This is a genomic window from Archaeoglobus profundus DSM 5631 (assembly GCF_000025285.1).
Lineage (GTDB): Archaea > Halobacteriota > Archaeoglobi > Archaeoglobales > Archaeoglobaceae > Archaeoglobus_B > Archaeoglobus_B profundus.
In genome coordinates this window covers 1-23,462 of sequence record NC_013741.1, presented here as the reverse complement: position 1 = coordinate 23,462, position 23,462 = coordinate 1, and the positions used below count along the sequence as shown (strand labels likewise).

Genomic DNA, 23,462 nt, shown 5'->3' with positions numbered 1-23,462 from the left:
ACCTATAAAAAAATTGCCAGACTAACCGCCCGATATAACTCTCATTACAACGATTTCTCCTTCTTCAACGAAGTCGTCTACGGGAACTGGCTTACCATTTCTAACTACTACAACGGTTTCGGGATTTATGCCCAACATCTTGAGCAAGTCTGAATATCTTTTCCCCTTCTCTACCTCAACCTCCTCCTCGGTCTTGTCAAAACCACCTAAAAATTTGATTTTAACCTTCATGCTCTTCTTCATCCTCCTTCAAAACCTCATTCGCAACCTTCTCCAGATCAGTCTCTGGGTGCTTAGCATCTTCTTTGAGTCCTTCGAGTTCGTCCTTAAGCTCCTTCTCTTCCTTCAGCTTCTCCTTTTCTAGCCCCTTGTTCTTCCAGGACTTCCAGTCAAAAGTTCTCATAGATTTTCCTAGTTTTGAATGTTAATAAACTTACTCCTTTACCTCAACTCCCAAGGCGTTTAAAAACCTCTTCTTTATGGCCTCTGTAACGAGCTTGGCAAGTGCATCTCTATCCGTAACCTCTCCAAATATTCCTAATGGTATTTGTGCACCACCAGAGTGAGCATGCCCACCAGCACTACCCACATCGCCAAAGGCTCTCTTCAAAACTTCACCAATGTTTATTCTAACGTCCTTATTTCTAGCGGATATGTAGACCTTATCCTTGAGAATTCCGAAAACTAAAACTGTGGATATTCCTTCCAGCCTAAGAAGGAAGTCTGCCGCTTGCGGCAAGACATCACGGTTAGTTATATATCCGGCGAAAGATATTAAAAAGCTCGAATAGACTTGTCTGTTCTTTATAGCGGTAGCCAAAACGTCAAGAGTTTCTGTTGAAATTGCGGGGCCCTCCATCTTCTCTATGAGTTCGTGATCTACGAACGGATAGAGGAATGCTGCGGCTAAGAAATCGGCAGTTCTTGTATTTTTCTTAAAGTTGTTTGTTTCAGTTTTTATTCCAAAGAAGAGAGCAGTAGCCAAGGTTCTGCTCGGTGTTATCCTCATCTCCTTGAGGTATTCGGTCAGAATGGTTGCGCATGCACCAACATCAGTCCTTATGTCCACGAAATCCGCCATAACATCTTCAGCTGGGTGATGATCTATTACGATGCTTATATGGATGTTTTGAGGTATGGAGTTGTTAACTCCCGGCTTTGAACAATCAACAATCGCAAACTTATCGTAAATGCTCAAATCCACTTCGTCAGCCTTAAGCATCTCTATTTCTAGAAGGTTGACCATTGCTCTGTTTTCCTGATGCATTATGTCTCCGTAGTAGAGTATGTCAGCCTCTACTCCGTAATACCTCGCTATCTCCTTCAAAGCTAAAGCGGATGAAATTGCATCGGGATCCGGATTGTCGTGTGTGAATATTCCCAATCTCCCCCTACAGCTTTCTATAACCTTTGCCAGCAACTTCAACTTTCTGTAGGTGTCAGCCTTCCTTATAACTTCCAAGACGATAGTTTTCATAGCTTCACTAGGAACAACGACGAAATCTGCTCCAGCTTGCTCCAGTTCCTCTTTAGTCTTTGAACTCTGCGATCTTGCAATTATAAAGACATCTTTGCTTATACTTCTCACTATTTCAACAGCCCTCTTGTTAGCCTCGGTATCGGATGTCAGTACCATAACTATCGAAACTTTGCTAAAATCTATGTCTTGATAGAGAGATTCGTCGGTAGCGTCACCAACAATTGCATCGTAATTTTCATCTCTGAGAACTTCGACCCTTTCCTTTGATATGTCTATTGCCAAAACTTTCTTTCCCTTCCTAACGAGTTCTTTGACAACGCTAAACCCGGTCGCACCACAACCTATGACTATGTATTCGTGACTGAATTTCTCTTCCATCTCAGAAAAGGGTAAATAAAAGATATTTAAAGCTAACCTATGGACTTAAAAGAGGTGAGAAAAGCTATAAAGGAGAAGTATTACGAGATCGATGCGAGGTCTGGTGAGCTATTCTTGCTCGCTGTACTCTTTGAAGAGGTTGGCGAATTGGCTGAGGCTGTTAGAAAGAGAGATGTCAAAGCCATTGAGGAGGAATTGACAGATGTCTTATTCATGGTCCTAAGCTTGGCAAACTACTTCAACGTCGACATCGAATCAAGATTGGTCGAGAAGTACATAAAGGGTGACCCAAGCGGAAGGTGGGATCTACCGGAGTGAGTTCAAGGCCTTTCTTATGCAACCGTGCTTACAGCTAAAGTATCCTGCAAATAAGATGTTGAAAATAGTCAGAATGGCCAGTAAGGTTGCCGAAACTCTATCGTACGAATATGCGATGTAAACGACTACTAAAGGACAGAGCATTGATGCCAAAGGTCCAGCTAAGAACATTGCAAACATTGCCCTCTTTCCAGCTCTCTTCTTTATCCTGAGTGTTAGAAAAATCCTAGCAGAAAACAGCTTTGAAATTATAGGTATTCCCACCTTAGACAGCATAGATTTCGATATCGTATAATGGCTAAATTCCACGCCCAAAAATCTTCCGACAATGTAGTGGGCTAGGCAGTGAGGGAAGTAGATCATAGCAAACCAGCATACCGTTAAAGCGATTAGCCTTAAGGGATTGGATAAAGTCCTACACTCGTAAGCTGCAACGACAGTTAAAGAGATTCCAGCGAGCAGTAGAGCGTTGACAAGTCCAACCCTCATTAAAGAAATGTTTTAAATCGAATTTAAAACGATTCGTTGTGAAGATTGAAAGAATACTAGTTTCAGCAGTAGTTTACAGTACGGAAGATAGGGAAAAGGTTGCCATGGCAATGGCTACTTTGTTTCCGTTCGAATTTGAAATTGTAAGAGTTCCTGCAACAGGTCACTTCGGAAATCCCATAGAGTACTTAGAAGTCGAAATAACGAAGAAAAAACAGATAAAGGAGTTCTGGAACAACCTGATCAAGCTTTTGGGTGATCAGAAGGAGTACATAATAAATACGCTTGAAGAGAGAATAGATGATCAGGGACAGCTGTACATAAGGTTTGACAAGCAGAAGGCTTACCTAGGTGAAATATACGTTACGGATAAGGGAGATGCGATAGTCGTTAAAGCTAAACTAGTCACGTACCCAGCTAAGAAGGAGAAAATAATCGAATTTGCTAGAGAGATTTTGGAGAAGGGGTACAAATGAATGTGGATTTTGTCAGGTTCTGTCCAGAAATCAAATACGATTACGACAACTTTGTTGTGTTTAGCGAGAATCCAGATGATTTGAAAGGAGATTTTTTGAAGGGATACCTCATAAGAGCCGATAGCCCCAAGGAGCTTTTGCAGAAGTTGAGGAGGGCAAAGAGAGATTGGTTCGTAGGTGTTGTTGGAAATCTTAAGGTTTTAAAGTATGCTGTGATGAGGTGGAGGGTAGATTTAATACTCGACTTCGATGGTAGAGAGCTCGATTACAGTCTGATTAAAATCGCAAAGGAAAAGGATGTCGCTATAGAAGTATCCTTTTCCAAGTTTCTGAGGTGTAAGGGGTTTGAGAGATCCCAACTTTTTGAAGAAGTCATAGAAACTCTCAAAATTATAAAGAAGTTTGATACTCCTTTCGTCCTAACTTCAGGCGCGAACGACTTCTATGAATTGAGACCGAAGAGACAGATAATCGAATTCTTTGAATACCTAGGTGCAGATGTTGAAAGAGCCGAGTACTGGATAAGAAGACTGGTTAGAAGGTATACCGATCCAAACTACATAATGGATGGACTCGAAATAGTTGGTGACGATCCCTAACGGTAAAAGAGAATAAAAAATCACTGTAGAAGCATTATAGCATAGGCCTTTCCCAGAGGAGTCAACCTTATTCGAACGTTCTTGCCCTCTCGTTTCATCTCTATCAATCCATCCGTCTCCAATCCCTTTAGATGGTAGCTCATTCTGGCTCTCTGAGCCATGTACTTCTTTTGATCATCGGTCTTGCCCTCTATTATCTCTATTAGCCTGTTTATGGATTCTACTTCACCTCCGTTCTCTTCCAAAGCTTTTATCAATGCAATCTTATCTTCTCCCAAGCTCTTTATGGGTGGCACTTTCAGATCTATTACTTTCTCAACCTTTCCGTTCGATGTAATCGCCATGTATACCTTAGACCTTGATATCTGCGCTGATATAAGCCCAGCTATGCAGAGCTCCTTAGGAGCATCTGACAAGTTAATGTAGACGTCGTTCCCTTCATCCAGCTCTCTCTTTATAATTTTCAGTAGTTCTATAGCCGCTTCGTAGACATCATTACTGAGCTTAACAACTTCAACTTCAATGAAATTCTTTAGAGCGTTTTCAACTTCCTTTAAGCAATTACCATCCCTACTAACTATCAGGTAAGCCTTTTGAATGGGCTTACCGCTCATTCTCACACTTTCCAATATTATTTCACATCTCTTACCAAGGGGTATCAGATGAACCGTCTTCATACAATGAACCTTCCGTAGTCTGTTAATAAAATTTTCTATAAGTTCAGAAATTGTTGATGAGAAATTCATCTAAGTTAATGTAAATGATGGAGTAATTTGAAAATTTGAAGTGCCATATTTAGTTGCGTACCTATGCGGAAGTGTTTAAATAAGTTTTACGGATTTTGAGCTATGCTTGCCAAAAGGATAATACCTTGCTTAGATGTCACACTCAACGAGAAAGGAGCTATGGTTGTTAAAGGTGTTGAGTTTGTCAATTTAAGAGAGGCTGGCGATCCTGTGGAGCTGGCCAAAAGGTACGATGAAGAGGGAGCAGATGAACTTGTTTTTCTTGATATAACCGCATCGCCAGAAGGTAGGAGGATGATGATCGATGTTATTGAAAGAACAGCTGAACAAGTATTCATACCTTTTACGGTTGGAGGAGGTATAAGGAGTATTGATGATATTAACGCTATACTTTCAGCTGGTGCCGATAAAGTTACGATAAACACATCCGCCGTTAAGAATCCAGAGCTTGTTAGAGAGGCGAGCGAAATCTTTGGTAGCCAGTGCATAGTTATAGCCATCGACTGCAGAAGGAACTTCGATTTGAGTAAAGGTGAGAACGTAGTGACACTTGAAGACGGCAGAAAAGCTTGGTATGAGGTAGTTATCTACGGTGGGAGAAAGCCAACTGGAATTGATGCTATAAGTTGGGCAAAAAAAGTTGAGGAGCTCGGGGCAGGAGAAATACTTCTAACTTCAATGAATAGAGATGGAACGAAGCTCGGTTACGACATACCCATAACGAGGGCGATAAGTGAAGCCGTAAATATTCCAGTGATAGCTTCCGGTGGTGCTGGGAAGCCGGAACACTTTTATGAGGGATTTGTTGAGGGGAAAGCTGATGCTTGTTTAGCAGCTTCGATATTCCACTACAGAGAAATTTCTATAGCGGAGGTAAAGGAGTATCTGGCAGAGAGGGGCATTCCAGTGAGGTGGTAAGTTGAGGATAGGAGACTTTCAGAAACTCATAAAGGAGCTCTACTACGAAAGGGATTTGAAGAGAGGAAAGGAGAAGACTATGCTCTGGTTAGTTGAAGAAATTGGTGAGTTGGCCGAAGCTGTAAGAAAAAACGATCTCAACTCAATAAGGGAAGAGATGGCAGACGTCTTCGCTTGGCTCGTTAGTTTAGCAAATCTGTATGATGTCGATTTGGAGAGTGCAGTCAAAGAAAAATATCCCGGAAGATGTATAAAATGTGGTAGAATTCCGTGCGAGTGTGATGAAAGATGAGATTTCTAATAGTTGAAGAGGAGGATATAAAGCACGGGCTTACTACCGACAAGTACTTTCTATGGACGGAGCAGGTTCTAAAGGCTAAGGGAGTGAATCCAAAAGTTGTTGCAGAGATTACAACATCTAGTTGGGGAATATTTGTAGGGATCAACGACGTTCTGAAGCTCTTGGAGGGAAAGCCAGTTGATGTCTATGCGATGCCAGAGGGCTGTTTATTCTTCCCGCACGAGCCAGTGATAACGATTGTTGGAAGGTATTTGGATTTTGCGAGGTTTGAGACCGCAATTTTGGGATTCATATGCCATCCCTCAGCCGTAGCAACGGAAGCCTTCAAGTTCAAATTGGCGAGTGGTGGGAAAAGGATACTTTCCTTCGGAACTAGGAGAATGCATCCGGCCATCTCAGCAGTAATAGAGAGATCGGCATACATAGGTGGAGTTGATGGAGTCAGCAACGTTTCTGCAGAAAAGTACTTGGGAATTGAAAGTATTGGGACGATGCCCCATGCACTCATAATCTGCTTCGGAAATCAAGTTGAGGCTTGGAGAGCGTACGATGAGGTTGTGGATAAAAGTATTCCAAGAGTCATGCTCGTCGATACTTATTACGACGAGAAAACCGAAGCGATTTTGGCTGTTGAAAATGTTGATAGGGTTGACGGAGTCAGATTGGATACTCCTTCATCCAGAAGGGGAAACATGAGAAAGATTGTCGAGGAGGTCAGGTGGGAACTGGATATAAGGGGAAAGAGAGATGTGAAAATAGTCGTCAGTGGCGGATTGAGCTTGAGAGACGTTATGGAGCTGAGGGATTTAGTTGATGCTTTCGGAGTGGGAACTGCGATAGCTGGAGCAAAGCCAATAGATTTTGCCATGGACATAGTTGAAAGGGAGGGTAAGTTCGTTGCGAAGAGAGGCAAGAGGGGTGGAATGAAGCAGGTTTACAGGATTTGGGATGAGTTGAGAGATGAGATTAAGCTCTTCAACGAGAAGGGTGAAGGAGAACCGCTCATTCAGAAGGTCATGGAAAACGGAAAGATACTGAAAACGTTTAACATGCACGAGGCAAGGGAGTTGGTGCTTAAGCAAATTGAAATAATAAGGGAGCTGGGAATTGAAGATAGATTTTTAAACGAATAGAAGCGGACCCGGCGGGATTTGAACCCGCGACCTTGGGCTTAGGAGGCCCACGCCCTGTCCAAGCTAGGCTACGGGTCCTTTAAGTTGGGAGGATTTTACGAAATATAAACCTTCTGCTAAACTTCAAAGAAATCGCTTAAAGTGTGCGTTGTCAATCTTTTGAGAGTTTTCCATCTCTTTCTTACGATTGGTGGAAAACTTTTGTGTTCCCTTAGATAACTCCTTAAAAATTCGATGGTTCTTAGATCTGATGGATATCCACTCCCAAAGTCTCCATAAATCTTCTTCAGCTTGTCTATTTCAAAATCCCTTTCAACTTTTGCGACTATCGAAGCTATAGATACTATTGGATATATCTCGTCCGCTTTATGGCTCGCAAATACCTCCACTCCCGTTCTCTCCTCTATTTCGTGCTTAAATCTCTCCACATTAATATCTGGACAGTCTATGTACACAACTTTAGGCATCAAAGACCTTATTATTTCAACGTAAGCTCTCTTCAAGATTTCATTTATACTCATGTATTCCATTAACCTGTTCAAATCCTCGACAGATATTTTCAATACCTTAACCTTGCAAAGCGATTTTATGATATTGTAAAGTTCCTCTCTCTTCCTCCTATCCAGCTTCTTTGAATCTTTAACGCCTACGCTCTTCAAGTATTCTACGGTCTCTTCATCGCACAGTACTCCGCATATTACAAGAGGGCCTATTACAGGTCCTTTTCCAGCTTCGTCTATCCCAGCAATCATATCAACACCATCGATTTTTCCATTTTGGCAATACACCACAAACTTAAAATTCTACAGTAAAAAGTCTTTACGAGAGCATGGACGATATAGAGGAGATTAGAAGAAAAAAGTTGGAAAAGTTAGCAAAAAAGATAAGGGGTGACAGGATGGTTGGGAAACCGGTAAAGTTAGATTCAACAAACTTCAAAAAGTTCATAGAGGAGAACGAGAACGTTGTTGTAGATTTTTGGGCTGAATGGTGTGGACCTTGCAAGCTCATTTCTCCAATAATAGATGAACTCGCAAAGGAGTACGCCGGTAAGGTAGCGTTTGGTAAGCTCAATATCGATGAAGACAGAACGATTGCAATGCAGTACGGAATATCTGCAATTCCAACGCTGATATTCTTTAAGAAAGGTAAGGCTGTCAGCATGATAGTCGGGGCCTATCCAAAGTCTGAACTAAAGAGATGGATTGAAAAGTATCTATGAGAGTCCCAATATACGTTGAGTTCGAGGGAAAGAACGTTCTGGTAATAGGGGGAGGAGGAGTTGGAACTTTCAGAGCAAAGAAATTTCTCAATGCTGGCGCAAACGTAAAGGTGCTGAGTCTGGAATTCAGCGATGAGCTGAAGGAGTTGCAGAGAGAAGGGAAAGTGGAACTGGTAAAAGGGGATGTTAGAGACCTTGAAAGGCTTGAGAGATTGATAGAGAAATCAAATCTGGTAGTTGTTGCATTACCTTTCACGGATCTCAACGACACAATTGTGGAGCTTGCGAAGAAGTACAAAACACTCGTAAACCTTGCTAACGATGCAAAGAAGACTGAAGTAGTCATTCCCTTCGAAGGTGAATTTGAGGGGATAAGGTTCGCAGTGACGACTGAAGGCAAGAGTGGTATAGTTGCGAGAAGGGTGAAAGATCTCTTTCTGAAAGCTCTAGAGGAGGACGAAGATGTCGTTTTCTTCCTAAAGGCTATGGATCACTTGAAGAAGTATATGAAATCTAGAAACATACCCATACAGCTTAGAATGAAACTTTATTTCGCCGTAAGTGATGACGAGCAGTTTAGAAAACTCGTTAAAGAAGGAGATGTCGAATCTGCCAAGAAATGGGCTGAAAAGCTTGTTGATGAATATGTAAGTGGGAAGAGGGAGTTAAATGTCAAGGGAATTGAGTTCTGAAGACTTGGAGCTTCTAATGGAGTTGCAATACAACTTCCCCATAAGCGAGACTCCATACACCGATCTGGCTTACAGACTGGATTTGGATCCAGACTCTGTAATTTCTAAACTCTCAAATTTCAAAAAGATTGGAATAATAAAGAGAGTTGGAGCTAATCTAAACTACAAGGCTATAGGATTCATAAAGGTAGCATGTCTTGTCGCTTTTGCATGCAAGGACAATGATGTTCAGAGGATTGCAAGGGTTATAAATGAAAGCTTTCCAGACATAAATCTGAAGCACAATTACCTGAGAGATCATGAAAGGTATAAGGTGTGGTTCACTGTCAAAGGAGAAAGCTTGGAGAAAATTTTTGAAGAGGTAGAGAGAGTTGCAAAGGCTTGCGATGTTAAAGATTACTTGATCTTGCCGAGTAAGAGAGTTTACAAGATGAGTGTTAAGTACGACCTTTACAAGGGCATATCTTGGAGTTACGGGGTTGAAAGAGATCCTGAGACTGTCGAAGACAGAGACCTGATAGATCTGATCATAAGATTACAGAACATACCGATACTGGAAAGACCCTTTAAGTTTGAAGGATACTCCGAAACTGAGGTTGTAGATATAATAAAAGAAATGATAAAAAAGGGAGTTTTTAGAGATTTTTACGGAGTTTTGAGGGAAAGGGCTATTGGTTTTAAAGAGAACGGTATGAATCTCGTAAGGACAGATGAACCTGAAAAAATCGCAAGAAAACTTCTGAAGTATCCACAGATAACGCACTTGGTTGAGAGAGGTGTGCCAGAAAATTGGAAGTATCCTATTTACTTCATGGTTCATGCCAGCGAAAGGGAAAAAATAGAGGATTTTAAGAGAGAAGTTTCCGAAGAATTGGGTGTCGAGATTTTAACACTTTACAGTGTCGCAAACTTGAAGGATTAATTCGTTAAATTTATATCTTACAGGATCAATTCGATACATGTATCAAAACCTTATAGGCGCAATTTTAAGTGCGATAATGGTAATATCGTCGGTTCTGCTAACTTGGAGGTGGTTTTCAGTTGTACACGGTGAAGTGGATCCATACATTATTTTATGCGCATTTCTACTTACACTATCCCTTGGACTGCTCTTGCTCAATACCCTATACATAATGAGAAGAACTGTAGAGGAGATTGAGAATGCGAAAAGAGTGGTTTCAATAGGCTACAAGGAAATTGAGGAGAGATTAGAAACTAAACTCTCAAAAGGTCTTAGAGATATCGAAGAAAGTATAAATGACATTAGAAGGATGATGTACAGATGAAGGAGGTTGTAGCGAGCATATACCCTCCTACACTCGCGCTGTCTATAGCATTTTTCACGTTTCTAGTATCTTACATCTTAACGGAATCTGTAACCCTATCACTCTTAGCATCACTGATAGCAGGTGTTTTAACGTACCTTACGGCTAGAAAGAAGTTTTCAAATCTTTGGATGAAGTGATTTTTGCTCTTAGAACTTCTTTCATGTGTTTGATTCCATACTCGTAATCGTATTCATTTAAAGCGGTCGTACAATCCTTAAGAACAGTTACCTTGTAACCCCTCATAACCGCATCAGCTACGGTGTGCAAAACGCAGATGTTTGTAACGACACCGCAAACTATCAACTCGTTCACACCGAGTTCTCTGAGTAGCAGATCCAAATCGGTTCCGAAGAATGCGGAATATCTACGCTTTTTGACAAAGTAATCTACTTCCGACGGGTTCAGCTCGTCTATGATTTCAGCACCCCACGTATTCTGAATGCAGTGCTTTGGCCATATGTTAAATTCCGGATCGTCCTTTCTGTGCCAATCCTGAGTGAATACTATGGGTATCTTACCTCTTGCAACTTCCAAAACTTCCTTAGTGGTACTAATTATCTTTCTCACATGATCACCGATATACAACGCTCCTTCCGGATAGCAGAAGTCCTTCTGCATATCCACAACTATCAAAGCCTTCATACGTTTCTACACGACTTTTGAATACTTAAGTTTGCTGAGCATCTTGGTCAGCACCGTATGCCCTTCATCACATCTCAGGTGAGAGATGTTTCATCATCCCATCGAACATCAACAGAATTGTTTAAAAGGGCGTTGAATTGTCGAACTTCCATAATATCTACCAAAAGTTATATCAACGCTTAAATATATTAACAGCGAAAAACTTAAAACGAGTTCGAGCGATTCAAACTTATGGACGAAGTTTCTGTCGATACTGAGATGTTTGACCATAATAAGGAATACCTAACGGTTAGAACATCTAGAAACACCATCGAGAAGTTCGATAGAGAAAGGATAGTTAAGTCGCTCGTTAAGGAGACGGGATTGGATAGAAAGACTGCTGAGGAGATTGCCCTAGAGGTTGAAGAGACCATTAAGAGATTGAAGCTGAACTTCATCTCCGCACCTCTCATTAGAGAAATCGTAAACGTTAAGCTTTTGGAGAGGGGTTTGGAGAAAGAGAGAGCTAACTACACACGTTTAGGCTTACCGGTTTACGACGTAACCCAGATAATCGAGAAGGGTGTTAGGGAAAACGCAAACCTCCAGCACAATCCAGAAACAATTCACAAGCTCGTTGCAGATTGGGTTATGAAGGAATACGCTTTACTCAAAGTTCTACCTCTGCATTTGGCCGATGCTCACATGCGTGGTGAAATTCACATTCACGACCTCGAATACTTCGCTACTCGTCCGTACTGCTTCCAGCACGATCTCAGATGGTTCTTGAAGAACGGGCTTAAGGTTGATGGAACTGGTGAAAACACAGCTGTAGCTGGACCTGCAAAGCATCCAGAGGTTGCAATTTTACATGCAGCAAAGGCTTTAGCTGCTGCTCAGACTAATTTCGCCGGTGGGCAAGGTCTGGACTTCTTCAACGTCTGGCTCGCACCATATATGCAGGGATTGAGCTACGAGAAGATAAAGCAGTTGGCTCAGATGTTCGTTTACGAAATGTCTCAGATGTATGTCGCAAGAGGAGGTCAGACCGTTTTCAGCGATATAGACATAGAATACGGCGTTCCTAAAATTTGCCAAGACTTACCAGCTGTTTTACCGGGTGGTGTTGTCAAGGAATCTGTTACATACGGAGATTTCGAAGAGGAAGCAATAATGTTTGCTAAAGCCTTGACAGAGGTATACTTAGAGGGAGACTACCTCGGAAAGCCTTTCTTCTTCCCCAAGCCAAACTACAAGTTGAGAAAGGAGTGCTTCAAGAAAGAGGGATTCGATGAATTCATGATTCTCGTTCATAAGGTTGTTGCTAAGTTCGGATCGCCGTACTTCCTTAATCTATTGGCTGGATACTTGCCAGATAACGTGTTCGCTCAGTGTTGCAGACTGGTCTTAGCTCCGGACAATCAGGACTGGGAGGACTTCCGGAAGGGTTGCATGAGAACGGGAAGTTTGCAAGTTGTAACCATAAACTTGCCGAGGATAGCTTACGAAGCGAATGGGGATGACGAGAGATTGTTTGAAATCCTCGAGCAGAGGATGAACTTGGCAAGAGAGGTTATAGAGCTAAAGAGGGAGATAATCATAAAGAGGATGAAGCAAGGAGCTTTACCGTTCCTAACGCAGGATGTTGATGGAGAGCCTTACTACAGGGTTGATAAGGTTGTTAGGTCTATAGGCTTCGTCGGATTGAACGAGATGCTGAAGGCACACATAGGTCAGGAATTGCACGAGAGCAGAGATGCATGGAAGTTCGGTTTGGAAGTTATAAAGAGGATGATGGATATAGCGATGGAATGGAGCATCGAAACTGGGCAGAGATGGGTCATAACGCAAACACCAGCCGAATCATGTGCGCATAGATTGGCTTTGCTCGACTTGAAGGAGTTCAACGGAAAAGCCATAGTTCAGGGTAACGTGAAAACTGGTGCTGTTTACTACACGAACAGCTCCCACGTCAGGGTTAGTGCGGACGTGCCGTTGTTCGAGAGGTTGAAGGTAGAGGGTTCGTTCCATCCCCTCTGCAATGGAGGTATGATGGCTCACGTTTGGATTGGAGAGAGTTCACCGAACCCCGAACTATTATGGGAGCTTACCAAAAAGATTGCCACAAAGACTCTGATAGGCTACTGGGCTTACACGAAGGACATGACGTTCTGCAGGAGTTGTGGAAAGTTGAGTGGTGGTATTAACAGGAACTGTCCGTTCTGCAATAGTAACGATGTGGAATGGTACTCCCGTGTTACCGGTTACTATCAGAGGGTGAGCGGTTGGAACGACGGTAAGGTGCAAGAGTTGTTCGACAGAAAGAGAGTTAGATTTTAATTATTTAATTATATTTTATTAGATTTTTTTGAGGTGATAGTTTTTGGATTCGAATTCAAAGAGAAGATTATACCTCGATGCGAGTGTTGTGATCGAGTTGATGAAATTTGAAACAAGCCCAAGTCTGTGTAAAAAACGTAGAGGTAATAGGGAGAAAGATAAATTAGAAGTCCTTGAGAGCAACATAAGTAAGTTGAATATCGCCAAGTCAAGGTATAAGTTGACAATATCAACGCTGGCACTCGGTGAAGTTGTAAGATTCATAGCGGAGAGCGAAAAAAAGAAAGAATATGTAGAATGGTTATTGGAATTTCTAAACAGATACAACATAGATATTCTACCAATCGAAAGAGATACTTTTTGCAAATACGATGACCAAACGTATCGATTTAATGATGAATGTAATATATTCAAAATAGCTGAGGAAATCGTTAGAAATGAATTTAGCAATCAAAACGAGTGGTGGGGCGGTAAGATGTTAGATGGAGATGATGCTTTGATTTTGGCACAAGCTATTTGTGATAAAGATGCAGAAGCTCTTTTAACGATAGAAGATAGAATGATTGAATGCGTGAGTGTTGATATTATTGAAAATAAAAAGATTAAACGCAATCCGAAGTTAAAAAGGATTAAAGACTTAGCCGAACTATTTTAATCAGTTGAAGGTTTCAATTACCGTATCTACAAGCCGTTCCGCTATATTTGATAAAAACGGCTTTCTTGATTTGATTATACCTACAAGCAATTCCCTGAGGTCCTTTTCCCCATAGATTCCTTTCCTCTTGAGTATTTTCAAAAACATCAATCCCGTCGCTATACCCTCAAGCTCTGCAGTTGATTTACCTCGTAGGAATTCAATGAGCTTCTCTACTTCTTCACAAGTTAAAGGTTCTTCTAAACACCTAAGATCGCTCCATTTTTCATTGAGCGAATAGTAATCGTCAGCCAAATCTGGAGAGTACGGACCTCTAATGTATTCGTTAAATTCGTATCCTAAATCTATCCCGAAGTGTTTTGCAATATAAACTATCTTCTGTAGCTTTAACCTATCTTCAAAGGTCTCAATACTAAATTTATAAACGCCAGCATTTTCCAAAGCCCTTATAAGTCTCGCCAGCTCCTTTAAGCGTAGAGATTCATTCATACAGTTATTGTTAGTCCATCAAAGTATTTAGAGTTTACGAAGTTGGAAACGTATTTAAATCCATCCTTATCTATAATATTTCATGCTACTGGAGAAAATCACACCACTCACAAGAGGTCAGAAGGAGATTGTTAAAGCTCTAAAAAATCCCGATTACGAGATAATTGGAATATTTGGACCTACTGGAACTGGAAAGTCTCTCTTCAGCTTAGCTTACGGAATAGATGCAGTTTCAAGTGATTACAAGCGTTTCATTGTAGTTAAACCTGTCATAGATGTAGTTACGGGAGAAGAGTTAACTCTTGCAGATGGAGAGAAGTTTTTAGAGTTGGCGAAGGCTTACGTGCTTGATGTTATAGGTCAGTTCGTGGATTGGAGTGAAGTGGAGAGGTTGATTTCGGATGGAAAAATAGTGTTCGTCGATCCGCACTACCTCAAAGGAAGAACTTTCGACGATTCCGTTGTTTTCCTCGATGAGATACAAACCTTAAAACCTGAGAGTGTAGTAGAGATTCTGATAAGAATGGGAAGAAACAGCAGGCTCATAGTTGCTGGTGACCCTATATTTCAGTCGTTCAAGATGGAAGAGACTCAGGATCCAGCCAGTATGGTCAGGGATATACTCACTGGAGAAGAAAATGCAAAGGTAGTCGACTTAGGTATAAAGGATATAGTTAGGGAGGGAGCTAAGAGGGGCTTGAGGTTACTCATAGAGTACAGGATGAGGAGCAGGGAGCTTAGCGAGGTGGAAAAGGAGATTTTTGAATCCGCAAAAGTCCATTCCCCAGATGCGGACGTAATAACAGTTGTAGAATTCTGTGAAGAGAAGGAGAGGTTTGAGATTACTTCCGAGCATACACCAGATGCACTAATAATAGTCAAGCAGGGACACTACGGAAGGTTAGTCGGGAGAGGGGGAGAGAGAATAAAGGCTATTGAGGAAGATGTAGGTAAAAGAATAAGAGGTGTTGAGCTTACTTTAGATTTCAGGGAGTTGATAAGATCGATTCATCCCGTCTCTTGGATTTGGAAACACATAAGAGATGTCGACTTCGTGGGGCAGTACTTGACGGTTGAAGTTAAGGGTGAGATAGGGGCATTCGTAGGGCAGAGGGGTTTGCACGTTAGGTTCTTGGATGCGGTTATAAGGAAGCTGATGGGTGTGGGTGTTAGGGCTGTTGAGGTGTAGGTATGAAGATACTGGTGTTGAGTGACACTCACATTCCTGAGAGAGCTTTAAAGATTCCCGATGAAATTACAGCTTTTTTAAAGAGAGGAGTTGATCTCATAGTTCATGCTGGCGATTTGACGGGAGAGAGTGTTCTAAATACCTTGAAATCGTTCGGTAAGGTTGTAGCGGTTAGGGGCAACATGGATTACCTATCCCTTCCAAAGCAGGAGACATTTGAAGTTGGAAACCTTAAGTTTGGTGTCTATCACGGTCACGGTGTTTACCCAAGAGGAGACAGAAGACAGCTTACCGAAATTGCCTTGGAGATGGGAGTTGATGTGCTTATAACGGGACACACTCACAGTCCAGACGTTTACGAGGGAGAAGTTTTAATCCTAAATCCGGGTTCAGCCACTGGAGCTTGGGGAGGTGGTGGAGGTAGCGGAATTCCAAGCTTCATGGTTTTGAACGTCGAAGGTAGGGAAATTACGGTCGATCTGTACGAAATTAGGGATAAGCTCAGTCTTAAGAGATTCAAGTTCGAACTTTAAGCTTTTATACCTTCTTCTCATTTCCCCTTCAATGAAGGTTAAGATTGTCGATCTAACTCTTAGAGATGCGCATCAATCTTTAATGGCTACAAGATTGAGGACGAGAGACATGCTTCCGATTCTCGAAACATTTGATGAAGCTGGGATATACTGCTTCGAAGTTTGGGGTGGTGCCACGTTTGACTCCTGCATCCGTTACTTAAACGAGAACCCATGGGAGAGACTCAAAGAAATCAGGAAAAGAATAAAGAATTCTTTAATATCGATGCTTTTGAGAGGTCAGAATCTCGTAGGCTACAGACACTATCCCGATGATGTAGTTGAGAAGTTCGTTCGTAAAACTGCGGAATACGGAATGGACGTATTTAGAATATTTGACGCCTTAAACGATGTTAGGAACCTCGTAACATCAATAAAGGTTGCTAAGGAATGCGATGCTCACGTCCAAGGAACTATATGCTACACGATCAGTCCCGTTCACACCATAGAGAAGTACGTTGAAATTGCGAACGAGTTAGCGGTTTTGGAAGTGGATTCCATATGCATAAAGGACATGGCTGGTCTTTTATCACCTAAGATGGCGTACACCCTCGTTAGAACTCTCAAGAAGGAAGTAGGTTTACCAATCGACGTTCACTCCCATTACACGAGCGGAATGGCATCTATGGCTCTGCTTAAGGCTGTTGAAGCTGGAGCTAAGATGATAGATACGGTCATTTCTCCTCTGAGCTTGGGTACTTCCCACCCTCCGACGGAATCGATGGTCTACGCTTTGGAAGAACTTGGGTATGAAACCGGTGTTAAGCTCGACGTTTTGCTTGAGGTTAGGGAGTACTTTATGAAGATCAGGGAGAAGTATCAGGGCTACATAGATTGGCGCTCGACGATTCCAGACACTAACGTTTTGGTATATCAGATACCCGGTGGAATGTTTTCCAACTTAATCGCGCAACTCAAAGAGTACAACGCCTTGGACAAGCTTCCAGAAGTCCTTAAGGAGGTTCCGAAAGTTAGAGAAGATTTGGGATACGTGCCTTTGGTAACACCGACGAGCCAAATAGTTGGTGTTCAAGCGGTTCTGAACGTCATAACCGGTGAGAGGTACAAAGTAGTTACTAAGGAGACGAAAGACCTCGTTAAGGGTATGTACGGTAAGACACCGACACCGATAAAGGAGGAGATTAGGAAAAAGATTTTGGGAGATGAAAAACCGATAGAGTGTAGACCAGCGGATTTACTTGAGCCTGAGTTTGAGAAGAGAAGACAGGAACTCATAGAGATGGGATTCGAAAATCCGAGCGATGAAGATGTCTTAATATACACCTTATTCCCACAGGTGGGTCTCAAGTTCCTAAAGGGAGAAGCGAAAGAAGAACCAATTCCGGTCGGTGGGAAAATCGAAGGTACGTTTGAGGTTGAGATAGAGGGAGAAAAGATGAAAATAAGTGTAAAACCTCTCTAAACTACGTAAACGTCTCCGTTTTTCGGTGCGTGGGCTTCAACACCCAACTCCTCCCTAATCCAATTTGCAAATCCCTCACAATCTTCGCCGTGAACTGTAAACACTACCTCCGCTCCTCTATCAACTACCCTTCTAACGAGTTCTTTAAGCTGTCTGTCGTCAGCGTGTGCTGAGAAGTCGTACTGCTCAACTTTCATCTTGAGCTTTACAATTCTGTTGCCCAAGTCGATCATGCCGTTATTCAAAGCCATGTAACCGTTAGTACCCTCAACTTGATAGCCCGTAAGCAGAATCTTGGATTTCTCGTCATTGTATAGCCTTGAGATGTAAAATAAAGCGGGACCTCCGTTGAGCATTCCCGCAGTTGTTACTATCACGCTCGGCTCTTCAAGAATTCTCTCCCTCATACCCCTCTCAACTGGGATGGCATTCTTTATAGCTCTTCTTAGGGCTCTAACACTCTTGACGTAATCGGGATACCTCTCTATTATTGAGCAAACGTCTCTACCCATTCCGTCAACGTAAGGTGTAATTCCATAACTCTCAAGAATCATCAAAACCTCCTGAGTTCTTCCAACGGCAAACGCGGGTATTATGGCGTGACCCTTGTTATCCAAAGTTTCTAAGATTGATTCTACAAACGCCTTTTCCAACTCCTTTCTGTCCGGATGCTCCACACCGAAGTATGTGCTCTCAACTATCAGTATGTCCGTTTCAGGGAAGTCTGTGTAAGCTGGCTCCAACAGCCTCGTTTCCTCAAGCTTTATGTCACCTGTGTAAAGAATGTTCACATCCTTGCTCATGTGTATGCTTGCGCTACCGGGTATGTGTCCAGCGTTAAAGAGTGTAACCTCCCATCCGTCGATGTAGATGGGTTCTTCGTAGTCAACTTCAATCACGTTGCTCTCGAACTGTCTAAACTGTCTCGGTGTGTAGGGTGGGTTTCTCATAAGTTTCATCGAATCCCTTAGAATTATATCCGACAGATCGAGGGTTGGAGGAGTCATGTAAATCTTAGGATCGTAGTCTACGAGGTTAGGTGCAACTCCAACGTGATCCAAGTGACCGTGCGATATTATTACAGATTTTGGAGCTATACCGTTAAGTGGAAATTCTGGTGGTTCCGAAGGCTTTAATCCATAGTCGAGCATTATACTGTCAACTAATATTGCCGATCTTCCGACTTCCCTACATCCACCCAGGAACTGTATCACGGTCATTCTCATGAACTACTCAACGTGTGAATATATAAATTTCGTCAGGTGTATGGATGGCTGTGCTGGCGATAAACTTAGCGTGCTACTTCTGAAATTAGATCAGCTTTTTACAGGTGGAACGATCTCGAATCTTACGATACATCGTTTTTAAGACAAGAAAGGATGAAACATTTAGGATACCATCGAGCGTTTTGAGATAATCAGCCCGTCAGTCCTTCATCACGATTCAGAACCCGCACTCTTCATCATCTCCAATGTGCTTATACAATATGACAGCTAAAGTTTTTCCCACACATTGAGCAATAAAAATAAAAAATCAAACCTCTACGAGAACAATCGCATTTTCCGTTTCAAGAACTTCTACATTCTCCCCTCTGACTATCTTCTCGATTTCAACATCGAACCACTCTGGACTAACTTCCACATCCCTTCCATCCAAGCTGACAGTTACACTTTTCCCTTCAAACAGCTTCAGCTTTTCCTCATCACTCAAGTTTTCAACGGCTTTGACCAAATCCTTAGCCTTCTCTTTGAACATCGGTCCGATCACTCCAAACCTCGGCTTCAACCTCTTAACCCTGACTTCTATGTTGGGCATTTCTTTCAAAAGCTCTACACTTGCATTCAAAGCACCAGCTACGTCTCTAGTATCGATTTCCATGGATGCGTAAATCTTCACAGATTTTAGGGGTGCATTCAAAGCCATACCCTTGTCGTGCTTGAACCTTCTCACAGCCACAACTATTTCTTTGATAAGCTCTCCTTTTCTCTCCGCTTCTTCATCTATCAAATCTCCCTCAACCTCAGGATAGCTCTGCAAATGGACGCTCTCCACTTTTTCGCCCATAGCCTCGTGCAATCTGTGCCAGCATTCCTCAGCTAAAAATGGTGTTATCGGTGCCAGCAACTTGATAAGAGTACTGGCGACCTTGTAGAGAGTAAATCTGGCTGGGATTTTCTCTTCTTCAGTTCCAGAGTAGAGCCTGTTCTTAACTATCTCGAGATAGTTATCAGCAAACTCGTACCAAGTGAAGCTTCTTATAGCTTTCAGAGCCTTGTCAAACCTGTAAGCATTCATGGATTCGTCGACTTCCCTCACGAGCTTCATCAACTTCGAAAGAATCCACCTATCGGCATCCCTCAGCAATTCTGGCTTGTATGGTGGTTTTTCCTTCAAATGCATTGTTACAAATCTGATTATGCTCCAGAACTTCTGTTCAAATCTGTAAGCGGATTTAACCTCTTTCCAGCTGAAGGCCACATCCTCTCCAATTACACCAGTAGCAGCCCACTGCCTCAAAGCGTCGGCACCGTATTTCTCAATTATCTCTTCTGGCGATATGACGTTACCTAAGCTCTTACTCATCTTCCTACCGTCTTCTCCAAGCACCATCCCGTTTATGACGATCTCAAGCCAAGGAATCTCATCAACTAGGGCTAGAGAACGCAGAATTGTGTAGAATGCCCAAGTTCTGATTATGTCGTGCCCCTGAGGTCTCAAGTGTGTGGGATACTCCTTTAAGTCTGGCCATCCGCAGATTACGAGAGGCGTAATGGATGAATCCATCCAAGTGTCCAAAACATCCGTTTCACCTTCAAACTCGTTGCTACCGCACTTTGGACACGGCTTCTTAGGCATATCCTTCGTTGGATCGACGGGCAACCACTCCTCCTCAGCAACAATTATCTCACCGCAATTCTTGCAATACCAGACTGGAATAGGAGTCGCAAAAATTCTCTGCCTACTTATAACCCAGTCCCACTCCATCGAGTCAACCCAGTCTATCAATCTCTGAAGCATGTGCTCTGGAACCCACCTTATTCTTTTTGCATTCTCGATTATCTTCTCCTTTTCAACCTTAACAAACCACTGATCTTCGGCAATTATCTCAACTGGAGTCTTACATCTCCAGCATACACCTACATTCTGTTCGATTTCCTCCTGCTTAAGCAACCTCCCCTCTTTGGCCAAGTCCTCCAAAATCTTTTCTCTTGCTTCTCTCGTCGTCAAACCTTGGTACTTGCCAGCCAACTCATTCAACCGACCGTCCTTGTTCAAAACAGCCCTTAAGGGAAGTTTATGCTTCTTCCACCACCTGACATCCTGCTTATCACCGAATGTACATATCATTACGATTCCAGTTCCAAATTCTGGGTCAACATCTTCATCGGCAATTATCGGTACTTCATAACCAAAGAGTGGAACTTCAACTTTCTTACTGACTAAATGTTTGTATCTATCGTCCTCAGGATGAACTGCAACTGCAACACATGCAGGAATTAATTCTGGTCGTGTGGTTGCGATTATAACATCGTCTCCAAACCTTATGTAATTCAGCTTGGTCTTACCTTTCTTGTACTCTATTTCAGCTAAAGCTATGGTAGTTTGACATCTCGGGCAGAAGACTACTGGATGGTAATCCTTGTAGATCAAACCCTTCTTGTACATTTTGACGAAGGACAGCTGTGTCTTGGTGTAGTATTCGGGGTACATCGTTATGTACTCCTTGCTCCAGTCTATGCTGAAACCCAACCTTCTCATCGTTTCTCTCATCTTTTCGATGTTCTTCATGGTGAATTCCATGCAAAGCCTTCTGAACTCCTCTCTCGGCACGTCATTCTTACTTATTCCATGAATTTCCTCAACCTTAACTTCCGTTGGCAATCCATGGCAATCCCAACCCTGTGGGAACATCACCTCATAACCCTTCATCCTCCTGTACCTTGCTATGAAATCGATGTAGCACCAGTTTAGAGCATTTCCAAGATGAAATGAGCCTGTTGGGTATGGTGGTGGTGTGTCTATGATGTAGTGCGGTTTCTTTGAGTTCCAGTCAAAGTAATACATTTCATCCTTCCAAAGCTTCAGCCACTTTTCTTCAACCTCTTTGGCCTTGTACTCCTTCTCCACGATCTCACCTCACGTAGTTTCTCAAAGTTAGTCCGTTAACCTCAACCTCAACGACATCACCACTCTTCAACATTCCCACACCAGCGGGAGTTCCGGTCGCAATTACATCTCCTCTTTCGAGTGTCATAATGTTGGATATGAACTCGATAAGCGTGGGGATATCGAATATTAAATTTGACGTATCGGATTTCTGAACGACTTTACCATTCAATCTCGTCTCTATCTTAAGCTTCTCGGGTACCTCTGTAACTACATATGGCCCTATAGGTGCAAAAGTATCGAAGCTCTTTGCTCTAGTCCATTGCCCGTCTTTGCTCTGCAAGTCTCTAGCAGTTACGTCATTAAAGCATGTATATCCCAAGACGTAGTCCATAGCGTCCTCCTTTTTAACGTTCTTGCATCTTTTGCCAATAACAACGGCAATCTCCCCCTCATAATCAACTCTCTTCGAAATCCTTGGCATGACTATCACATCTTCGTGACCTATCACCGCTGAAGGTGGTTTTAAGAAAATTATAGGCTCTTCTGGAATTTCCATGTTGAGTTCCTCTGCATGATCCATGTAGTTCAAGCCTATGCAGACTATCTTTGTAGGTTTTATGGGCGGGAGAAATCTATAATCTTCGATTTCGTAACCATCTATAACGACCCTACCCCCCTCAACTTCAAAGTAACCCTCGTAGACCTCACCTCTATGTAGTATCCTGCCAAACATCATGCTTCACCGAAGGTGTCAAGGGTGGTAAGGCTCTTTAAATTCTTCTCATAAGATGACAAGGCCTCAAGCCTGTAATCCTCCAACAGAACAGCTTTCAAATCATCGACAGGCATCTCAAGCCTTATCTCTCTTGTCCTCCCATATCTACCTTTTGATATTATGATGGAGTTTATTATCCCGAGCATATCGAGTTCGGAAATCAAATCACTTACTCTTCTTTGAGTTAGCGCGTCTAAGCCAATTTTCTTACAGAGGTTTCTGTAAACTGTGTAAACTTCACCAGTCGTAAACTTCCTGTAACCAGATTCCGTAAGAACGATCATTCCGAATAGCAGAACTTTGCTATGAGTTGGCAAAGTTCTTACGGTTTCTGCAATCTGATCGCTTTCAATCTTCTTAACAGCTTTCTTCACATGCTCCTTCGTAACCCTGTCCGCACCTTCTCTCTCGGCTATTTCACCACTAACCCTAAGCAAATCTAAAGCCTTTCTGGCATCTCCGTGTTCCTGTGCAGCTAAAGCCGAGCAGAACGGAATAACATCGTCATCTAAAACACCATCGTGAAACGCAAGTTTTGCTCTCTGCTCGAGAATATCTCTAAGCTGTTCGGCGTTGTAAGGGGGAAATACAAGCTCTTCCTCGCTTAAGGAACTCAATACACGCGGGTCTAAAAAGCTCTTGAACTTCAAATCGTTTGATATGCCTATTATACTAACCTTCGCATTGATCAATTCGGAGTTTATCCTCGTTAAGTTGTAGAGGGCTTCATCACCCTTTTTAACTAACTTGTCTATCTCATCCAAGACAATTATAACCACCTGTCTTCTCAAATCCAACGCCTTCTTCATCTCTTCGTAGACGTGATCCGTAGGTAAACCCGTCATGGGAATGTTTCTACCTAAAGCGTTGGCTATCGAAGCGAAAACCCTATACTGAGTATCGATCAACTCGCAGTTTATGTAGTGTATGAAGCATCTTACTCCAAGCTTGGAACTCATCTCCTCAAGCTGTCTTGCAACGAACTTGACCGTAGCAGTTTTACCAGTACCAGTCTTACCGTATATCAAAACGTTTGAAGGAGTTTCGTATCTTAAAGCTGGTGCTAATATCGTTGCCAAGGCGTTGATCTGCTCATCTCTGTGCGGTAACTCGTCGGGAGTGTAGGTGTGACGTAAAACATCCCTATTTTTAAATATTCTGCTAGATGAGAGTATCCTCTCGAAGACGTTCATGGTATCTTCTTGCTA

Annotated in this window: 28 protein-coding genes and 1 tRNA gene; 16 read left to right on the top strand and 13 right to left on the bottom strand. The window is 42.4% G+C overall.

All coding sequences use genetic code 11. The features are described from left to right. Positions 1–21 precede the first annotated feature (21 nt). Genes ARCPR_RS00140 through ARCPR_RS00130 form a run of 3 tightly spaced genes read right to left on the bottom strand, consistent with a single transcriptional unit; the run spans position 22 to position 1,858 of the window. Positions 22–231, bottom strand: a complete 210-nt coding sequence (locus ARCPR_RS00140; protein ID WP_012939442.1) for a MoaD/ThiS family protein — start codon at positions 229–231, stop codon at positions 22–24. After that, positions 221–403 (bottom strand): hypothetical protein, encoded by a 183-nt coding sequence (locus tag ARCPR_RS00135; protein ID WP_012939441.1) that lies wholly within the window; start codon positions 401–403, stop codon positions 221–223. Before ARCPR_RS00135 ends, ARCPR_RS00140 begins: the two co-directional genes overlap by 11 nt. Before the next feature lie 30 nt (positions 404–433). Next, positions 434–1,858, bottom strand: coding sequence for a DHH family phosphoesterase (locus ARCPR_RS00130; protein ID WP_012939440.1), 1,425 nt, complete (start codon positions 1,856–1,858; stop codon positions 434–436). Positions 1,859–1,897: 39 nt separating this feature from the next. On the opposite strand from ARCPR_RS00130, the gene ARCPR_RS00125 reads away from it, so the two are divergent. Further along, positions 1,898–2,176 (top strand): MazG nucleotide pyrophosphohydrolase domain-containing protein, encoded by a 279-nt coding sequence (locus tag ARCPR_RS00125; RefSeq protein WP_012939439.1) that lies wholly within the window; start codon positions 1,898–1,900, stop codon positions 2,174–2,176. Here the strand turns inward: ARCPR_RS00125 and ARCPR_RS00120 are convergent. Then, entirely contained in the window at positions 2,165–2,665 is a 501-nt protein-coding gene (locus ARCPR_RS00120) for a hypothetical protein (protein WP_012939438.1), read from the bottom strand. The genes ARCPR_RS00125 and ARCPR_RS00120 overlap by 12 nt on opposite strands. 38 nt (positions 2,666–2,703) lie before the next feature. Here ARCPR_RS00120 and ARCPR_RS00115 point away from each other — a divergent pair, with 38 nt between their 5' ends. Together ARCPR_RS00115 and ARCPR_RS00110 are read left to right on the top strand one after the other, a co-directional pair. Continuing rightward, a complete protein-coding gene (locus tag ARCPR_RS00115; RefSeq protein WP_012939437.1) occupies positions 2,704–3,141 on the top strand; it encodes an RNA-binding domain-containing protein in 438 nt (145 codons plus the stop codon). Continuing rightward, positions 3,138–3,740 carry an RNase P subunit p30 family protein gene (locus tag ARCPR_RS00110; RefSeq protein ID WP_012939436.1) on the top strand — a complete coding sequence of 201 codons (603 nt, stop codon included), beginning with the start codon at positions 3,138–3,140 and terminating at the stop codon, positions 3,738–3,740. Before ARCPR_RS00115 ends, ARCPR_RS00110 begins: the two co-directional genes overlap by 4 nt. A gap of 20 nt (positions 3,741–3,760) precedes the next feature. On the opposite strand, the gene ARCPR_RS00105 is transcribed toward ARCPR_RS00110, so the two are convergent. Further along, positions 3,761–4,417, bottom strand: coding sequence for an HFX_2341 family transcriptional regulator domain-containing protein (locus tag ARCPR_RS00105; RefSeq protein WP_012939435.1), 657 nt, complete (start codon positions 4,415–4,417; stop codon positions 3,761–3,763). Between the two features lie 171 nt (positions 4,418–4,588). On the opposite strand from ARCPR_RS00105, the gene hisF reads away from it, so the two are divergent. From hisF to ARCPR_RS00090, 3 genes are read left to right on the top strand one after another with little or no spacing between them, the layout of a single operon-like run. Beyond that, on the top strand, positions 4,589–5,404 hold the full coding sequence (hisF, locus tag ARCPR_RS00100; protein ID WP_012939434.1) for an imidazole glycerol phosphate synthase subunit HisF: 816 nt from the start codon (positions 4,589–4,591) through the stop codon (positions 5,402–5,404). A gap of 1 nt (position 5,405) precedes the next feature. Continuing rightward, a complete protein-coding gene (locus ARCPR_RS00095; RefSeq protein WP_012939433.1) occupies positions 5,406–5,696 on the top strand; it encodes a MazG nucleotide pyrophosphohydrolase domain-containing protein in 291 nt (96 codons plus the stop codon). Continuing rightward, positions 5,693–6,838: a nicotinate phosphoribosyltransferase gene (locus ARCPR_RS00090; RefSeq protein ID WP_012939432.1), complete on the top strand. Its 1,146-nt coding sequence runs from the start codon at positions 5,693–5,695 to the stop codon at positions 6,836–6,838. The genes ARCPR_RS00095 and ARCPR_RS00090 overlap by 4 nt, the downstream gene beginning before the upstream one ends. Before the next feature lie 3 nt (positions 6,839–6,841). Here ARCPR_RS00090 and ARCPR_RS00085 read toward each other — a convergent pair. Continuing rightward, positions 6,842–6,916 (bottom strand) — tRNA-Arg (locus ARCPR_RS00085). A gap of 38 nt (positions 6,917–6,954) precedes the next feature. Beyond that, positions 6,955–7,626: a ribonuclease HII gene (rnhB, locus tag ARCPR_RS00080; RefSeq protein ID WP_245526137.1), complete on the bottom strand. Its 672-nt coding sequence runs from the start codon at positions 7,624–7,626 to the stop codon at positions 6,955–6,957. A 41-nt stretch (positions 7,627–7,667) separates the two neighbouring features. Here rnhB and trxA point away from each other — a divergent pair, with 41 nt between their 5' ends. The 5 genes from trxA to ARCPR_RS09575 are packed head-to-tail and all read left to right on the top strand — an operon-like array spanning position 7,668 to position 10,217. Next, positions 7,668–8,060, top strand: a complete 393-nt coding sequence (trxA, locus tag ARCPR_RS00075; RefSeq protein WP_012939430.1) for a thioredoxin — start codon at positions 7,668–7,670, stop codon at positions 8,058–8,060. Continuing rightward, positions 8,057–8,752 (top strand): precorrin-2 dehydrogenase/sirohydrochlorin ferrochelatase family protein, encoded by a 696-nt coding sequence (locus ARCPR_RS00070; RefSeq protein ID WP_012939429.1) that lies wholly within the window; start codon positions 8,057–8,059, stop codon positions 8,750–8,752. The genes trxA and ARCPR_RS00070 overlap by 4 nt, the downstream gene beginning before the upstream one ends. Continuing rightward, a complete protein-coding gene (locus ARCPR_RS00065; RefSeq protein ID WP_012939428.1) occupies positions 8,730–9,674 on the top strand; it encodes an Lrp/AsnC family transcriptional regulator in 945 nt (314 codons plus the stop codon). The genes ARCPR_RS00070 and ARCPR_RS00065 overlap by 23 nt, the downstream gene beginning before the upstream one ends. A 37-nt stretch (positions 9,675–9,711) precedes the next feature. Further along, on the top strand, positions 9,712–10,038 hold the full coding sequence (locus ARCPR_RS00060) for a hypothetical protein (RefSeq protein WP_012939427.1): 327 nt from the start codon (positions 9,712–9,714) through the stop codon (positions 10,036–10,038). Continuing rightward, positions 10,035–10,217: a hypothetical protein gene (locus tag ARCPR_RS09575; protein WP_012939426.1), complete on the top strand. Its 183-nt coding sequence runs from the start codon at positions 10,035–10,037 to the stop codon at positions 10,215–10,217. The genes ARCPR_RS00060 and ARCPR_RS09575 overlap by 4 nt, the downstream gene beginning before the upstream one ends. Here ARCPR_RS09575 and ARCPR_RS00055 read toward each other — a convergent pair. Beyond that, entirely contained in the window at positions 10,183–10,722 is a 540-nt protein-coding gene (locus ARCPR_RS00055) for a cysteine hydrolase family protein (protein ID WP_012939425.1), read from the bottom strand. The genes ARCPR_RS09575 and ARCPR_RS00055 overlap by 35 nt on opposite strands. Positions 10,723–10,953: 231 nt before the next feature. Here ARCPR_RS00055 and nrdD point away from each other — a divergent pair, with 231 nt between their 5' ends. Beyond that, positions 10,954–13,041 carry an anaerobic ribonucleoside-triphosphate reductase gene (nrdD, locus tag ARCPR_RS00050; protein WP_012939424.1) on the top strand — a complete coding sequence of 696 codons (2,088 nt, stop codon included), beginning with the start codon at positions 10,954–10,956 and terminating at the stop codon, positions 13,039–13,041. Between the two features lie 43 nt (positions 13,042–13,084). Continuing rightward, positions 13,085–13,696 carry a hypothetical protein gene (locus ARCPR_RS00045; protein WP_012939423.1) on the top strand — a complete coding sequence of 204 codons (612 nt, stop codon included), beginning with the start codon at positions 13,085–13,087 and terminating at the stop codon, positions 13,694–13,696. Here the strand turns inward: ARCPR_RS00045 and ARCPR_RS09275 are convergent, their stop codons facing one another. Beyond that, entirely contained in the window at positions 13,697–14,185 is a 489-nt protein-coding gene (locus tag ARCPR_RS09275) for a hypothetical protein (RefSeq protein WP_012939422.1), read from the bottom strand. Between the two features lie 82 nt (positions 14,186–14,267). On the opposite strand from ARCPR_RS09275, the gene ARCPR_RS00035 reads away from it, so the two are divergent. The 3 genes from ARCPR_RS00035 to ARCPR_RS00025 are packed head-to-tail and all read left to right on the top strand — an operon-like array spanning position 14,268 to position 17,369. After that, positions 14,268–15,374: a PhoH family protein gene (locus tag ARCPR_RS00035; RefSeq protein ID WP_012939421.1), complete on the top strand. Its 1,107-nt coding sequence runs from the start codon at positions 14,268–14,270 to the stop codon at positions 15,372–15,374. A 2-nt stretch (positions 15,375–15,376) separates the two neighbouring features. Beyond that, positions 15,377–15,907, top strand: coding sequence for a YfcE family phosphodiesterase (locus ARCPR_RS00030; protein ID WP_012939420.1), 531 nt, complete (start codon positions 15,377–15,379; stop codon positions 15,905–15,907). Between the two features lie 31 nt (positions 15,908–15,938). Beyond that, positions 15,939–17,369, top strand: a complete 1,431-nt coding sequence (locus ARCPR_RS00025) for a pyruvate carboxylase subunit B (RefSeq protein WP_012939419.1) — start codon at positions 15,939–15,941, stop codon at positions 17,367–17,369. On the opposite strand, the gene ARCPR_RS00020 is transcribed toward ARCPR_RS00025, so the two are convergent. The 4 genes from ARCPR_RS00020 to ARCPR_RS00005 all read right to left on the bottom strand — a co-directional run bounded on the left by ARCPR_RS00020 (position 17,366) and on the right by ARCPR_RS00005 (position 23,447). Then, on the bottom strand, positions 17,366–18,589 hold the full coding sequence (locus tag ARCPR_RS00020) for an MBL fold metallo-hydrolase (RefSeq protein WP_148208716.1): 1,224 nt from the start codon (positions 18,587–18,589) through the stop codon (positions 17,366–17,368). The two genes, ARCPR_RS00025 and ARCPR_RS00020, sit on opposite strands and share 4 nt — an antisense overlap. Before the next feature lie 313 nt (positions 18,590–18,902). Continuing rightward, entirely contained in the window at positions 18,903–21,497 is a 2,595-nt protein-coding gene (locus ARCPR_RS00015; RefSeq protein WP_012939417.1) for a valine--tRNA ligase, read from the bottom strand. Positions 21,498–21,501: 4 nt separating this feature from the next. After that, a complete protein-coding gene (locus ARCPR_RS00010; RefSeq protein WP_012939416.1) occupies positions 21,502–22,212 on the bottom strand; it encodes a fumarylacetoacetate hydrolase family protein in 711 nt (236 codons plus the stop codon). Next, the gene (locus ARCPR_RS00005) at positions 22,212–23,447 is read right to left on the bottom strand and encodes an ORC1-type DNA replication protein (RefSeq protein ID WP_012939415.1); all 1,236 of its coding nucleotides are present in this window, start codon (positions 23,445–23,447) and stop codon (positions 22,212–22,214) included. The genes ARCPR_RS00010 and ARCPR_RS00005 overlap by 1 nt, the downstream gene beginning before the upstream one ends. Positions 23,448–23,462: the final 15 nt, after the last annotated feature.

What these genes read in the sequence shown, in the direction of transcription:
- trxA (WP_012939430.1), top strand. Translation starts at nt 7,668, where the DNA reads ATGGACGATATAGAGGAGATTAGAAGAAAAAAGTTGGAAAAGTTAGCA.
- ARCPR_RS00140 (WP_012939442.1), bottom strand. Translation starts at nt 231, where the DNA reads ATGAAGGTTAAAATCAAATTTTTAGGTGGTTTTGACAAGACCGAGGAG.
- ARCPR_RS00020 (WP_148208716.1), bottom strand. Translation starts at nt 18,589, where the DNA reads ATGACCGTGATACAGTTCCTGGGTGGATGTAGGGAAGTCGGAAGATCG.
- ARCPR_RS00025 (WP_012939419.1), top strand. Translation starts at nt 15,939, where the DNA reads ATGAAGGTTAAGATTGTCGATCTAACTCTTAGAGATGCGCATCAATCT.
- ARCPR_RS00030 (WP_012939420.1), top strand. Translation starts at nt 15,377, where the DNA reads ATGAAGATACTGGTGTTGAGTGACACTCACATTCCTGAGAGAGCTTTA.
- ARCPR_RS00010 (WP_012939416.1), bottom strand. Translation starts at nt 22,212, where the DNA reads ATGTTTGGCAGGATACTACATAGAGGTGAGGTCTACGAGGGTTACTTT.
- ARCPR_RS00055 (WP_012939425.1), bottom strand. Translation starts at nt 10,722, where the DNA reads ATGAAGGCTTTGATAGTTGTGGATATGCAGAAGGACTTCTGCTATCCG.
- ARCPR_RS00060 (WP_012939427.1), top strand. Translation starts at nt 9,712, where the DNA reads ATGTATCAAAACCTTATAGGCGCAATTTTAAGTGCGATAATGGTAATA.
- ARCPR_RS00120 (WP_012939438.1), bottom strand. Translation starts at nt 2,665, where the DNA reads ATGAGGGTTGGACTTGTCAACGCTCTACTGCTCGCTGGAATCTCTTTA.
- ARCPR_RS00125 (WP_012939439.1), top strand. Translation starts at nt 1,898, where the DNA reads ATGGACTTAAAAGAGGTGAGAAAAGCTATAAAGGAGAAGTATTACGAG.
- ARCPR_RS00105 (WP_012939435.1), bottom strand. Translation starts at nt 4,417, where the DNA reads ATGAAGACGGTTCATCTGATACCCCTTGGTAAGAGATGTGAAATAATA.
- ARCPR_RS00005 (WP_012939415.1), bottom strand. Translation starts at nt 23,447, where the DNA reads ATGAACGTCTTCGAGAGGATACTCTCATCTAGCAGAATATTTAAAAAT.
- hisF (WP_012939434.1), top strand. Translation starts at nt 4,589, where the DNA reads ATGCTTGCCAAAAGGATAATACCTTGCTTAGATGTCACACTCAACGAG.
- ARCPR_RS09275 (WP_012939422.1), bottom strand. Translation starts at nt 14,185, where the DNA reads ATGAATGAATCTCTACGCTTAAAGGAGCTGGCGAGACTTATAAGGGCT.
- ARCPR_RS00070 (WP_012939429.1), top strand. Translation starts at nt 8,057, where the DNA reads ATGAGAGTCCCAATATACGTTGAGTTCGAGGGAAAGAACGTTCTGGTA.
- ARCPR_RS00090 (WP_012939432.1), top strand. Translation starts at nt 5,693, where the DNA reads ATGAGATTTCTAATAGTTGAAGAGGAGGATATAAAGCACGGGCTTACT.
- ARCPR_RS00035 (WP_012939421.1), top strand. Translation starts at nt 14,268, where the DNA reads ATGCTACTGGAGAAAATCACACCACTCACAAGAGGTCAGAAGGAGATT.
- ARCPR_RS00065 (WP_012939428.1), top strand. Translation starts at nt 8,730, where the DNA reads ATGTCAAGGGAATTGAGTTCTGAAGACTTGGAGCTTCTAATGGAGTTG.
- ARCPR_RS00110 (WP_012939436.1), top strand. Translation starts at nt 3,138, where the DNA reads ATGAATGTGGATTTTGTCAGGTTCTGTCCAGAAATCAAATACGATTAC.
- ARCPR_RS00130 (WP_012939440.1), bottom strand. Translation starts at nt 1,858, where the DNA reads ATGGAAGAGAAATTCAGTCACGAATACATAGTCATAGGTTGTGGTGCG.
- ARCPR_RS09575 (WP_012939426.1), top strand. Translation starts at nt 10,035, where the DNA reads ATGAAGGAGGTTGTAGCGAGCATATACCCTCCTACACTCGCGCTGTCT.
- ARCPR_RS00135 (WP_012939441.1), bottom strand. Translation starts at nt 403, where the DNA reads ATGAGAACTTTTGACTGGAAGTCCTGGAAGAACAAGGGGCTAGAAAAG.
- nrdD (WP_012939424.1), top strand. Translation starts at nt 10,954, where the DNA reads ATGGACGAAGTTTCTGTCGATACTGAGATGTTTGACCATAATAAGGAA.